14 protein-coding genes are annotated in these 12,815 nt (G+C 58.2%); 3 read left to right on the top strand and 11 right to left on the bottom strand.

Annotated features, from left to right (window positions below; translation table 11 throughout):
* Positions 1 to 12 precede the first annotated feature (12 nt).
* A complete protein-coding gene (locus ACOTTU_RS00385) occupies positions 13 to 609 on the bottom strand; it encodes a LysE/ArgO family amino acid transporter (RefSeq protein WP_425656424.1) in 597 nt (198 codons plus the stop codon).
* Between the two features lie 92 nt (positions 610 to 701).
* On the opposite strand from ACOTTU_RS00385, the gene ACOTTU_RS00380 reads away from it, so the two are divergent.
* The gene (locus ACOTTU_RS00380; protein WP_425655639.1) at positions 702 to 1,613 is read left to right on the top strand and encodes a LysR family transcriptional regulator ArgP; all 912 of its coding nucleotides are present in this window, start codon (positions 702 to 704) and stop codon (positions 1,611 to 1,613) included.
* Between the two features lie 415 nt (positions 1,614 to 2,028).
* Here the strand turns inward: ACOTTU_RS00380 and ACOTTU_RS00375 are convergent, their stop codons facing one another.
* The 4 genes from ACOTTU_RS00375 to ACOTTU_RS00360 all read right to left on the bottom strand — a co-directional run bounded on the left by ACOTTU_RS00375 (position 2,029) and on the right by ACOTTU_RS00360 (position 4,097).
* Positions 2,029 to 2,769: a YebC/PmpR family DNA-binding transcriptional regulator gene (locus tag ACOTTU_RS00375; protein WP_298919859.1), complete on the bottom strand. Its 741-nt coding sequence runs from the start codon at positions 2,767 to 2,769 to the stop codon at positions 2,029 to 2,031.
* A gap of 67 nt (positions 2,770 to 2,836) precedes the next feature.
* Entirely contained in the window at positions 2,837 to 3,106 is a 270-nt protein-coding gene (locus tag ACOTTU_RS00370; protein WP_298919860.1) for a hypothetical protein, read from the bottom strand.
* Entirely contained in the window at positions 3,103 to 3,507 is a 405-nt protein-coding gene (locus ACOTTU_RS00365; protein WP_425655638.1) for a hypothetical protein, read from the bottom strand. Before ACOTTU_RS00365 ends, ACOTTU_RS00370 begins: the two co-directional genes overlap by 4 nt.
* 98 nt (positions 3,508 to 3,605) lie before the next feature.
* Positions 3,606 to 4,097, bottom strand: coding sequence for a hypothetical protein (locus ACOTTU_RS00360; RefSeq protein WP_425655637.1), 492 nt, complete (start codon positions 4,095 to 4,097; stop codon positions 3,606 to 3,608).
* 53 nt (positions 4,098 to 4,150) lie between these two features.
* Between ACOTTU_RS00360 and ACOTTU_RS00355 the strand changes: the two genes are divergently transcribed.
* On the top strand, positions 4,151 to 5,923 hold the full coding sequence (locus ACOTTU_RS00355) for an SLC13 family permease (RefSeq protein WP_425655636.1): 1,773 nt from the start codon (positions 4,151 to 4,153) through the stop codon (positions 5,921 to 5,923).
* Positions 5,924 to 6,031: 108 nt separating this feature from the next.
* On the opposite strand, the gene ACOTTU_RS00350 is transcribed toward ACOTTU_RS00355, so the two are convergent.
* The 4 genes from ACOTTU_RS00350 to ACOTTU_RS00335 all read right to left on the bottom strand — a co-directional run bounded on the left by ACOTTU_RS00350 (position 6,032) and on the right by ACOTTU_RS00335 (position 9,871).
* Complete coding sequence (locus ACOTTU_RS00350; protein ID WP_298919872.1) at positions 6,032 to 6,196, bottom strand: hypothetical protein; 165 nt, start codon at positions 6,194 to 6,196, stop codon at positions 6,032 to 6,034.
* A gap of 121 nt (positions 6,197 to 6,317) precedes the next feature.
* The gene (locus ACOTTU_RS00345) at positions 6,318 to 8,099 is read right to left on the bottom strand and encodes an SLC13 family permease (RefSeq protein WP_425655635.1); all 1,782 of its coding nucleotides are present in this window, start codon (positions 8,097 to 8,099) and stop codon (positions 6,318 to 6,320) included.
* Positions 8,100 to 8,150: 51 nt separating this feature from the next.
* Positions 8,151 to 9,062, bottom strand: coding sequence for a DMT family transporter (locus tag ACOTTU_RS00340; RefSeq protein ID WP_425655634.1), 912 nt, complete (start codon positions 9,060 to 9,062; stop codon positions 8,151 to 8,153).
* A complete protein-coding gene (locus ACOTTU_RS00335; protein WP_425655633.1) occupies positions 9,059 to 9,871 on the bottom strand; it encodes a TIGR00282 family metallophosphoesterase in 813 nt (270 codons plus the stop codon). Before ACOTTU_RS00335 ends, ACOTTU_RS00340 begins: the two co-directional genes overlap by 4 nt.
* Positions 9,872 to 9,966: 95 nt before the next feature.
* Here ACOTTU_RS00335 and ACOTTU_RS00330 point away from each other — a divergent pair, with 95 nt between their 5' ends.
* Positions 9,967 to 10,830, top strand: a complete 864-nt coding sequence (locus tag ACOTTU_RS00330) for an SDR family NAD(P)-dependent oxidoreductase (RefSeq protein WP_425655632.1) — start codon at positions 9,967 to 9,969, stop codon at positions 10,828 to 10,830.
* Here ACOTTU_RS00330 and ACOTTU_RS00325 read toward each other — a convergent pair.
* Positions 10,827 to 11,390 carry a 5-formyltetrahydrofolate cyclo-ligase gene (locus ACOTTU_RS00325; protein ID WP_425655631.1) on the bottom strand — a complete coding sequence of 188 codons (564 nt, stop codon included), beginning with the start codon at positions 11,388 to 11,390 and terminating at the stop codon, positions 10,827 to 10,829. The genes ACOTTU_RS00330 and ACOTTU_RS00325 overlap by 4 nt on opposite strands.
* Positions 11,387 to 12,778, bottom strand: a complete 1,392-nt coding sequence (gene mgtE, locus ACOTTU_RS00320; protein ID WP_298919882.1) for a magnesium transporter — start codon at positions 12,776 to 12,778, stop codon at positions 11,387 to 11,389. Before mgtE ends, ACOTTU_RS00325 begins: the two co-directional genes overlap by 4 nt.
* Positions 12,779 to 12,815: the final 37 nt, after the last annotated feature.

Here is a 12,815-nt window from a genome sequence, read left to right as displayed (position 1 = left end):
GACTGCAAGGGCTTATGCGAACAACAAACCGGCGGCAATTACCCACATGGTTAGTGCGATCAGCCCGTCAAGAACGCGCCAGCTTGAGGCACGTGCAAAGAGCGGCGCGAGCAGTCGCGCGCCGTATCCCAGCGCAAAGAAAAAGCTGATGCTGGCGAGAACCGCGCCGGCCCCAAACACCAACCTGTTGTCGTATTGTGCAGAGATCGACCCGATCAGAACAACCGTGTCGAGGTAGACATGCGGGTTCAGCCAGGTGAGCGCCAGAAGCGTCAGCACCGTCGGAACAAGCGGGGCCCCTGCGCCATTTTCGGCCTGCAGGACGTGGCCGCCTTCCCAGGCGGATCGCGCGTTTCGCCAGCCATACCACAGCAGAAAAACTGCCCCGCCATAGCGCATCGCGGTCTCAAACCAGGGCGCTTTCTCCGCTAGCGCGCCAAACCCCGCGACACCTGCGACAATGAGGATGGCATCGGAAAGACCACAGGTCAGGCACACCCAGAAAACATGTTGCCTGCGCAACCCCTGACGCAACACAAAGGCATTTTGCGCACCAATCGCCACGATCAGCGACAGGCTGAGCAGATAACCGGGAAGGAAAGTATCAATCACAAAATGGCTCCTGAGATGTCGCTGCATTGACTAGATTGCTATGCGAGATTACTCAAATTAAATATCTGAACGCATATTAAGGTTTGCTAATGATGCTGGACCCTGCTCAGCTCGCAGCACTTTCTGCCATTGTGCGGCACGGCAGCTTTGAAGGTGCCGCCGCACAGTTGAATGTAACGCCTTCGGCAATTTCTCAGCGCATCAAGGCTTTCGAAGAACGTATGGGCGCAATCCTGATCTATCGTGGAACACCCTGCACACCCACGGACGCCGGAACAAGGCTTGCCCGTCACGCCGACGATGTGACATTGCTGGAAACCCAGGTTCTTCAGGACATTGCACCAGACACAAACCGGTCTGCGGCGCGCATCCGGATCGCGGTCAATGCGGACAGTCTGGCGACCTGGTTTGTCTCAGGCTTATCACGAAACGCTGGTACGTTTTTTGAGCTGGTCATTGACGATCAGGATTATTCCACCGACTGGTTGCTGCGCGGCGCGGTCAGCGCAGCGATCACGGGTCAGGCGCAGGCAGCAGTAGGGTGCAGCAGCACCGCTTTGGGGGCGTTGCGTTACGTGGCCACGGCGAGCCCGGCCTTTGTGGCCCGTTGGTTTGACGATGGCGTCACCCCTCAATCGCTCGCGCAGGCACCGATGATGAATTTCGATGCCAAGGACAATCTGCAACACCGATGGATCAGGAAGGCTACGGGGGAAAAGCTGACGCCGCCGGCGCATCACCTTCCCTCCACCCATGCCTTTGTGGATGCCTGCCTGCTGGGGTTGGGGTGGGGCCTGAACCCCCTCAGCATCGTGCAACGCCACCTGGACGACGGAACGCTTGTGACGTTGATGCCGGATTGCCCTCTGGATGTGCCGCTTTACTGGCAAACCAGTCGCCTGATGGCAAAGGCCCTGGAGCCCCTCAGCAAGTCGATTTTTTCCGCTGCGCGGGAACAACTTGTTAATATCCCTCACGAAAGAGTGAAGCAGAAATATTAATTCACAGAAATCTCATCCAAGATGATTGGCGTATCCCTTTATGTTCCCCATATAGTGGGGAGGTAACAAGGATAGGCTCATGCTGGATAATTCTCAAAATCTCGACCTGACGGCGAAAGATATCGAAATGATTGAATCCGCCCTTCAGACACAGAAGAAAATTTTGTCTGTGCAGAGCCAGGCCGGCGGCAGCGGGGCGCGACGTAAACTCACTGACCTCAAGCATTTGATCAAGCGCATCAATCGCAGTGCACGAACCACACCGACAGAGCCCGTTCAAAGCTGGAGTTGGTTTGTGCGGTCGCTTTTCTGCACGGACTGCAACCAACCCCGCTAAAACCGTTCCTACGATTTCGAAAAAAACGCCGCCCCTGTTACCGGGCGGCGTTATGTCGTTATCGAGGCTGTCTGGCGATCAAAGCTGCGCCATGACCTCATCGGATGCTTCAAAATTGGTTGTGACGCGTTGCACGTCGTCATCATCTTCGAGAGCATCAATCAGCCGCATCAGCTTCTGCATACCGTCAAGGTCCATGTCCGTCGTGGTTGTCGGCCGCCAGACCAGCTTGGTGCTTTCGCTTTCACCCAATTCTTCTTCGAGCGCTGTTGCCACGTCATTCAGATCGGTATCCGCGCACCAGATCACATGGCCATCTTCCGAGCTTTCAACATCCTCCGCACCGGCTTCGATCGCGGCCATCATCACGGTATCCGCATCGCCTGCTTCTGCGGGATAGGTCACTTCGCCCTTGCGGTCGAACATGAAACCGACGCTGCCAGTCTCGCCCAGGTTGCCGCCATTCTTCGTGAAAGTTGAGCGCACGGTCGAGGCTGTCCGGTTGCGGTTGTCGGTCATCGCTTCGACAATGACCGCGACCCCGTTGGGGCCGTATCCCTCGTAGCGGATTTCCTCGTAGTCATCGCCTTCACCGGCCTGCGATTTCTTGATGGCCCGTTCGATCACGTCCTTGGGCACAGATTGCGATTTGGCTTCCTTCACCGCCAACCGCAGACGTGGATTTTTATCCGGGTCCGGGTCGCCCATCTTGGCGGCCACCGTGATCTCCTTGCTCAATTTGGAGAACAACTTGGCGCGCACAGCGTCCTGACGCCCCTTGCGATGTTGAATATTTGCCCATTTTGAGTGTCCGGCCATAGGAGGGTTCCATTCTTTGATTTTGCCGTTGTTTATCGCCGCCAAGCGGCGCGCTCAACCCCTTGGCCTAAACCACCCAGAATGCTTTGAGGATCAGATAGAGACGCAACGCCAAACCGATCGTGAGGGCCGCCAACATCCAGTTGGGCATCACTCTGGCGAAATCTTGATAGTACCGGGCCTCTTCGCGTTTCAGTTGAACGAGTTCCGGTGCCGCCCCCTCGTCTGCCATACGTTCAGCAGTGATCTCATGCCACCGGGAACGCACCAATCGCGAGCATGCCCAGATCGCGGGTCCAAGGATCAGAATATCCGAAATCAGACTGGTCAGGTTCACTTTTTGACGGCGTTCAGCTCAATCCGGTAGCCGAGCGCTTCGGCAAGCGCGAAAACCTTCCACAAGGTTGGCCCGGTTTTGGAGTCACCGCGCGCGATCCGCGACAGCGCACTATGATCAAACCCGAGCCTGGCGCCAATCTCGCGCCCGCTCAGTGGCGTTTCATTGAGCATCTGCGCGATCACCTGCGCCCCCAAAACCCGCGCAAGCTCTTCACCCACGTCCCGAAATACTACGTATTTCTCTGACGGATCGAGCGCCTCGAAAGCCTCAGAATGGGTATCCTCATCCATCACCGCAAGCGGCTTATCTGCGGTTTTCACTGTACGTGCCGGTTTGCGGGTCGCCGCGCGTTTAGCGGATTTAGCACCGATGCCAGCATTGATTTGTACGTCGGTCATGAGTCACCATATCTGAATCGCGTCAAAATGCATGTTGCCTTGTAAGACAACACCTAGCCTTCGGAACCTCTTTTGTCAAGGTTTCAGCGCACGCATCCCTAAGGCTTCGGCAAAGCCCGCACCTGCGAAATCAACAGCTTTGCATGTTTGGCATCAGACAATGCCTTCAGTCTGCGATTGGTATCTGCCAGAGTGCCCACCGACACAAAAGCCAACCTCCGATCCGGCAGCTCCGTGTAGAGAACCAGGCAAGCCAATTCAAAACGCCGGGACCGGAACCGCGCAAAATAGCCTTCTGCATCGGAATCTTGCAGGCCCTCGATGTCGTCAAATCGAACCGGTTTCTCCAAGTCGCTCAGAAAGGCGCCGAACTCCGCAGGCGGGTAGTCTTTCCGGATGTGGCGCGCTTCCTGAACGTGATTCCAGCGCAAATGATCCGGGTTTCGCCAACTGCCTTCGATCCCGCGCAGATACCGGATCAGCCCAAAAATGCGCAGTTTGGCTTTCGAAGCCGCCCTTGGCCCCAGCTTTCCGGCCTCTTCCAAGGCTGTCGAAAATCCGTTGGTGATTAAAAAGTTCAAATCAGACATAACCACAGTTGAGGCAAAAAGAGACCCCGGATCAAGAGCATGGAGCCACCCAATTGACAACTGACCAGATTATCCTCTTCAGTCTTTTCGGCGCGGTTTTCGGCCTGCTGCTCTGGGGGCGTTTTCGCTATGACATCGTGGCCTTTACCGCCCTGATGATCGGCGTTGTACTTGGTGTTGTGCCCACCAAGGATGCTTTTTCGGGGTTTGGCCATCCGGCCACGCTTGTGGTCGCTCTGGTTCTGATCGTATCCGCCGGTCTGGTGCGGTCAGGCGCCGTATTCCTGATCACCCGGACCTTGGTGGATGCGTCACGTTCCTTGGGCGCGCATATCGCGCTGATGGGGGCGATTGGCGGCGTTTTATCGGCCTTCATGAACAATGTAGCAGCCCTGGCGCTCCTGATGCCGGTCGATATCCAGACCGCCCGCAAGGCCGGGCGTCCTGCGGGCCTGAGCCTGATGCCCCTGAGCTTTGCCACCATTCTGGGCGGGATGGCCACCCTGATCGGCACACCGCCCAACATCATCATCGCATCAATCCGCGAAGATGCCCTGGGAACACCTTTTGCGATGTTCGACTTTGCACCCGTCGGGGGGGCCGCAGCCATCGCTGGTCTGATCTTTGTCGCGCTGATCGGCTGGCGCCTGATCCCACAGGGCAATGATGCGGAGGGGAGCGCCACTGAAATTTCGCAATACATCGCCGAACTCACCGTGCCCGAGGGTAACAAGCAAATCGGTAGTCGCGTCGCGGAACTCACAGAGGCGGCTGACAAAGCTGACGTCGCGATTCTGGGCCTGATCCGCGACGGAAAACGCCGGTACGGTCAGGCACGGAACACGGTCCTTCGAGCCGGTGATGCGCTTGTACTGGAGGCCACGCCCGAAGCGCTCGATGAATTCCGCACCAGCCTCGATCTGACCGTAGCCGACGCCAAACGCGAAGAAGCTCTGCGCGCCGATGGCGAAGGCGTTGAAATCATCGAAGTCGTCGTTCCGGAAAGTGCGCGGATCAATGGCAAGACGGCGCAATCCATCGGGCTGGCCTGGCGGCAACGCACGGTGCTTCTGGGCATTTCCCGGCAAGGCAGGAGGATCGTCAAACACCTGCGCAAAACCAACATCAAAACGGGCGATATCCTGTTATTGCTGGTGCCGCGGGATACCGGTGCCGATGTCACCGACTGGCTGGGCTGTCTGCCCTTGGCGGATCGTGGTCTGGCGGTGACCGAGAACCGCAAGGTTTGGCTCGCTATTGGCCTCTTTGGCGGCGCTGTCGCGGCGGCAAGCTTTGGCCTGCTGTATCTGCCAATCGCGCTCGGACTGGTTGTTGTGGCTTATGTCTTAGCCCGCATTGTGCCGCTGGCGGAGCTTTATGATCATATCAACTGGCCCGTCGTGGTCCTCTTGGGGTCGATGATCCCACTGGGGGCTGCGCTGGAAAGCTCAGGCGGCACAGAATTGATTGCCGGCGCACTTGTATCCTGGACGGAAGGATTGCCCGCATGGGCGGTTCTGACGGTCCTGATGATCGTCACCATGAGCTTGTCGGATGTGCTCAACAATACCGCCACAACCATTGTCGCCGCACCTGTGGGCATCCAGATGGCGCAGTCACTGGGGGTCTCGCCCGATCCTTTCCTGATGGCCGTGGCGGTCGCTGCTTCCAGCGCGTTTCTCACCCCGATCGGCCACAAGAATAATACGCTCATTCTGGGCCCGGGTGGCTACAAATTCGGGGATTACTGGCGCATGGGCTTGCCGTTGGAAGTCATCGTCGTTGCCGTTTCCATTCCCGTAATCTTGGTCGTATGGCCGCTTTGAGCAGGGGGATTTGTGGAAACTAAATGAAACGCCCGCGCTCTGCATTAAGCAAAACGCGGGCGGAATGAATTTCGGTTGAGCGCCCTTCTGACGCTCATTCTGGGGCTTCTAGCGCCCGTAGACGTGGCGGTAAGCCACCTCGTAGGCATCTTCGGGAAACATCCCCAAATCCCATGCGACCGCGCGCGACATCGAGCGCAGCTCGTTGTAGGTACGGGTGAACTGCGCGCGCTTCTCGGCGGCAGCTTTCAGTTTTGTCATCATACGTGTCATCTGACTTTCCTTTCATCAAAACCGGATGTTCTGATAGCGGAAACATGATGACCAAACCCTCAATCTTCAACGCACAAAAACGAAAAGCAGGCCTGCAATTGCTGCATAGCAGCATTTGCATTCACAATGGCCAGATCAGCGGGATGATCATCGATACAATAAGCGCAGTGCTCAGGTTCAGCGGGATGCCTAGCCGCATAAAATCGGTAAACTTGTAGCCACCGGGACCATAGACGAGCGTGTTGGTCTGATAACCGATTGGCGTTGCAAAGGCACAGGAGGCGGCAATCATCACCGCCACCACCAGTGGCCGGGGGTCCAACCCCAGCGCAGTTGCCAACCCGATGGCCAGCGGCGTCATGATCACCGCAACAGCATTGTTCGACACGATTTCGGTGAAAGTCGAGGTCATTAAAAACACAACCAGCACAACCAGACTGGGCGGCAAAGACATCAAAGCAGGGGAGACCGCATCCACGATCATCGCGACGGCGCCGGAATGCTGCAGCGCTGCCCCCACCGACAGCATCGCAAAGATCAACGCCAGCAGCCGACCGTCTACAAATGAAAACGCCTCGTCCGCATCAATACAACCGGTCACCAGCACCAGCGCAACGGCAAGGACGGCCAACAGGAGAATGGGGGCTACATTGAACGCGGCGAGCAGGACGATCCCGACCAGAGCCGCAATTGCGATGGGCGCATGACTGCGCCGGAAAGCCCGAACGGAGGGTTGTGAGACATCGACCATGTCCATGTCCGCCGCCAATCGCTGGATATCTGCGGGCGCACCTTCCAGCAGCAGCGTGTCCCCTACCCGCACGATCAGATCATCAAGCTGTCGACCGATATTCTGATTCCGCCTGTGGACCGCCAGCGGATACACACCATAGCGCCGACGCAGACGCATGGACCCCAGCAACCGGCCAACCATACGGCACCCCGGCGTGATCAAAACCTCAACGGTGGTTGTTTCCACCGCAGACACCTGATCGACCGGTCTCAGCTCCTTATTCGCCTGCAGGCCAAGCAGTTCGGTCATCTGGGTGCGCAAAACCACCCTGTCACCTACCTGCAATTCAACGCTTTGCAGATTGCGCCGCAAGGATGCATCGCCGCGCACGACATCAATCAAGCGAACGCCTTCCCGCTTGAAAAGCTGCACGCTCAGGACTTCGCGACCGATCAGATTGCTGTCCGGCGGGATGACCGCTTCGGTGAAAAATTTCATCTTGGAGCGGTCAGAGAGCATATTTGCCATGCTGTCACGGTCTGGCAGCAATTTGGGCGCGAGGATGGACATGTAGAGAAGGCCCCAAACACAGACCACCAGACCAATGGGCAGAATCTCAAAGATTGTGAAGGGCTGCAGCCCCTGCCCGCGCGCGACCCCGTCCACCAACAGGTTCGTGGAGGTGCCGATCAACGTCAGAGAGCCGCCCATGATCGCGGCATAGCTGAGCGGGATCAGGAATTTGGACGCCTTCGCCCCAAGGGTCTGGCTGAGCTGCACCACGACCGGGATCATCACCACGACAACAGGTGTGTTGTTCATGATTGCAGAGGCCCCCATGACCGACAGGATCACCCCCGCCACGGCCATGCGCGGATTGGTTTTGGCATAGCGCTCAGCCATCTGTGTCAACACTTCCAGCGCCCCTGTCCGCACCAATGCCCCCATCACGATGAACATCGCGGCAATGGTCCAGGGGGCCGGGTTCGACAGCACGGTCAGCGCGTTTTCGTAAGGTAGAACACCCAGAAGCAACATCAGCGCAGCCCCGGTGATCGCAATCACCTCCGTCGGGTAAGTCTCCCGGACAAAAAGGATAAACATGATCACAACAACTGTGAGGGTCAGCACGGCGCTTACGTTGGGCGTAAGTTCGATAAAGGGTATCACCAGGGATCCTGCCTCTGCGCTTTACTACCGTAGGTGAGTTTGGCCGATTGCTCAGGCAGGAGCAAGCGCCGCTTTCGCACGCGGCTGGACCAGGTACATTCCTGCAAACATGAGCAGCAAAGCGCCCCAAATGCCCGCAGAATAAGCTTCATCCAGGATGAGTTTGGCCCAGATCACGCCGAACCCGGTCACCAGATAGCTGACCTGGACCGCAAAGACCGATCCTGCCCGTCCGACCAGCCAGACGTAGCCTGCGTAAACCACGACGTGAATGACCGACGCGAGCACCAATGCGCTGCCTTCACGTGTCAGACCTTCGACAGGTGCGATCCACTGACCTGACGCAATGGCAACGGGGAACATGATCACAGCTCCCATCAGCGAGGCACCGTAAAGCACCTGAAACGGGTCCATGCCGGCGGTGCCAAACTTTGCGACGAGGTTGCCTTCCAATCCGTAACAAATACCGCTGACCAAACCGATCAAGACCCAGAAAACCGAGAGGTTCAGCGCCGAAGCGCCCGGAGCCGCGATCAGCAGAACACCACAAAGCCCAAGAAGAAGACCAAAGAATCGCCGCGCAGAAAACTGATCGAGCTTCATCGCCAGCGCAATCGGGAATGCCCACATCGGCACCATCGACAACAGGATCGACAAAATGCCGGATGGCAGATGCACAGCAGCCTGATAGGAGGTCGTATTCGGGATCATTGTACCCACCGTCGCCACCATCAGACAAACGCCGATCTGGCGACGACCCCGCGGCAAGCGCGTTCCACGCAAGGCGCAGATCACCGCCATCAGCAAGGCACCAACGAAGAGTTGCCAGAAGATCAGGCCAAAATGCTTGTAGCCGGTGGAAACAGCGATCTTGGCCAGGGGTTGCGTCGCACCCCACCCCGCACCCATGACGATCAGCACCGCGCTGAAAACTATGATCTCCCGGCGGCTGTGTTGGCTCACGGCGCGGCAGCTTCCAAAAGCCCACCATTGCGCACCATCGCAATCCGTTGAGCGGCACCTGTGCGGTCATCGGTCTCAACATAAACGCCGGACAGTGTGGCAACGCCATTGGCGGGCGTAAAACGCTCCTTGGGCATGCCAGTGATGAAACGCCGGAGCGGTTCGCTTTTCTCCATCCCGATCACCGAATGATAATCCCCACACATGCCCGCATCCGTCAGATACCCGGTACCGCGCGGCAGGATCATGGCATCCGCCGTCGGCACATGTGTGTGAGTGCCTACCACAAGACTGGCGCGGCCATCGCAGAAATGCCCCATCGCCATTTTCTCGGATGTGGCTTCACAGTGAACATCGACAATCACCGCTTGCGCCATGCCGCCCAACGGATGGGTTTTCAGGACCGGCTCAAGCGCTGAAAACGGATCATCAAACGGTCGTTTCATAAAAACCTGTCCCAGCACTTGCGTGACCAACACCTTACGTCCGTTCTTGGAAGTGAAAAGCCGCGCGCCTTTTCCGGGCGCCGCCTTTGAGAAGTTCAGGGGGCGGATCACGCGCGGTTCCTGTTCGACAAACCGCAGCATATCCTTTTGATCGAACGCATGATCACCAAGCGTCAGACAATCTATGCCCGCCTCCAGCAGGGTTTTGGCATGCGCGCCACTCAACCCGATGCCCGAGGTCGCATTCTCCCCATTGACCACGACGAAATCGAGCTTCCATTCCTCCCGCAGACGGGGGAGGTTTTCGGTGATCGCCCGCCGTCCGGCGCGACCCATGACATCGCCAAGGAACAAGAGTTTCATATGCGATGCCTATGGCGCGCAAGGCTTCAGGGCAAGGGGATCACCCAAAATTCTGGCGCGTTTCGCGATAGGCGCGCGTGCGCGTATCGCATAACATGAGCCAGAAATCACAAGGGGTGGAGATTATGGCGTGGCAAGATATCGAGAAAGCGGGCGGATTGGCGGTCATCACAGGAGGGGCCAATGGTGTTGGTTTTGCTGCCGCAGAATTTCTTGCCGCATCGGGGTTTGATCTGCTGCTGGCCGATATCAGCGAGGAGGCCTTGGGTCGCGCCGCAGAGGCTTTGGCATCTTCGGGGGTCGTCGTTCAAACACAGGTCACAGATGTTTCGAATGCAGAAGCCGTCTCGGATCTTGCGGACAAGGCCTTTGGGCTGGGCGACGTGGCGCTTGTCATGAACAACGCAGGTATCGGGATCGGCTCGTCCACATGGGAAGACTCCGCTGCATGGCGCAAGACATTCGATGTGAATTTCTTTGGCGTGCTCAACGGTGTCCAGGCCTTTGTGCCGCGCATGATTGCTGCGGGAAGACCTGCCGCCGTTATCAATACCGGCTCAAAACAGGGCATCACCACACCGCCCGGCAACCCGGCCTATAATGCCGCCAAGGCCGCGGTGAAAGTGCTGACCGAACAATTGGCCCATGAGTTGCGCGAAGCCGGTGCGCCAATTGATGCGCATCTGTTTGTCCCCGGGTTCACCTACACCGGGATGATCGCGGCCTTCATGCCGGAAAAACCCCCCGGTGCCTGGACGAGCAAGGAGTGTATCACCTATCTCTTCCAGCGGGTCAGTCAGGGAGATTTCTACATTCTGTGCCCCGACAATATGGTCGATGAGGCCACGGACGCACGGCGTGTCCTCTGGGGCGCGGGCGATATTGCGGAAAACCGCCCGCCACTGTCGCGTTGGCATCCCGACTGGCAGGAAGCCTTTGCCAATTTCGAAAAAGGCTAGGCGCGCAGGTCGATCACCTCGACCTCTGTCACGATCATATCGAGCGTCTGATCGGTGGGTTCCAGCGGCAGAGATTCAGCCTCCTGGGCCGTGTAGGCAAATCCCACGGCCAACGTTGGGCGTTTGGCGCGCAACAGCTCAAGCGTGCGGTCATAAAACCCGCCGCCATATCCAAGCCTGCCACCCGCGGCGTCAAAGGCCACCAGCGGCACGATCACGATTTCCGGCTCAAAAAATTCTGGATTCTCTGGGATACGCGCGCCGAAAGAACCCGCGACCAAGGGCATATCCGGCTCCCAAAGGGCAAATTTCAACGGTTGTCCCGCCGCCATGATCACAGGGATGCCGACAGGCCCATGGGCTGCAGCTTCGGCCATGGCCGGGGTCGGGTCAATCTCCGTCCGGATCGGCATATATCCCGATAGCGGCACGCCGCGAAAGCCTGCCAGCAGCCCCGAGAGGACGCCAGCTCCGGTGCCGATGTCGTTGGCATGTGCCGTTTTGCGGCGCGCAAAACCGGCTTTGCGTGCCGCATCCTTGATCTCGGCCAGCGCGCTCACAAAAGCACCATGGCGGCAAGCCCCAGAAATGCGAAAAAGCCCACAACATCCGTTACGGTCGTCACGAAAGCCCCCGATGCCAGTGCGGGATCAACCCCGACCCGTTCCAGCACCACCGGTATCACCGTTCCCGCCAGTCCCGCTACGACCAGATTGATCACCATGGCGGTGGCAATCACGTACCCCAGAACCGGTGAACCGAACCAGATGACCCCGACGATTCCCATGACGATCGCAAAGATAATCCCGTTCACCAGCCCGACCAGCACTTCGCGCCGGATCACCCTCCAGACGTTGGCACCGGTGAGGTCCTTGGTGGCGATGGCCCGCACCGCCACGGTCAGCGACTGCGTGCCGGCATTGCCCCCCATCGACGCCACAATCGGCATCAGCACCGCCAACGCCACGATTTGCGCGAGGGCCGCCTCAAACTGAGCAATGACCATGCTGGCGGCGATGGCGGTAACAAGGTTCACGGCCAGCCACGGCAGGCGCTGCTTTGTGGTCTCGATCACCCGGTCAGAGAGCGACCCCTCGCCCACACCGGCGAGGCGCAGGATATCTTCTTCGTGTTCCTCGTCCAGCACCGCCATGGCATCATCAATGGTAATGATCCCGATCAAACGTCCCTCATCATCAACCACCGGCGCGGAAATCAGGTGATACTGGTTGAACGCATAGGCCACGTCGGATTCGTCCTGCATGACCGGGATGATCTGGAAGGTTTCCTCCAACAAATCCATCAGTCTGGTGGCCCGCTTCGACCGCATCAGCTTGCCCAAAGTGACATTGCCGATGGGGTGCAGGCGCGGGTCGACGATTACGATATGGTAGAATTGGTCTGGCAATTCCTCTTCCGGCGTGTTGCGTAGATGGTCGATCGCCTGCCCAACGGTCCAGTGCTCAGGCGCCATGACAATCTCGCGCTGCATCAAACGACCAGCGGAATACTCTGGATATCCAAGCGCCTGCTCAACCGCCGCGCGGTCAACATCTTCCAGCGCGTCGAGAATGGCTTCCTGTTGATCGTCTTCAAGATCTTCGACAAGATCGACCACATCGTCGCTGTCCATGTCCCGCACAGCTTGCGTGAGCACCTGCGGCGTCAGGATTGCGATCACTTCCTCGCGGATCGCCTCATCCAGCTCCGAAAGGATTTCGCCATCGAACTCGCGATCATAAAGACGCACCAGCCGCGCACGGTCAAAGGCGTTGATCTGCTCCAGAAGGTCCGCAATATCCGCCGCGTGCAGCGGCTCCATCAGCTCGGTGAGTTTGGCCTGATCGTCAATCTCGACCGCATAGAGGATCGCGGCAATCGCCTTGGGGTCCAGCACGTAGGCGTCGTCGTCGGTCTCTGTCTCCAGCTCTGCAGTCTGATCTGACATCGGCGCCTCCCCTTGGTCTTGGCCGGACCATAAGTGC

The organism is Roseobacter sp. EG26, assembly GCF_049830555.1.
GTDB lineage: Bacteria > Pseudomonadota > Alphaproteobacteria > Rhodobacterales > Rhodobacteraceae > Roseobacter.
This window is presented reverse-complemented; position numbering and strand designations above follow the sequence as displayed.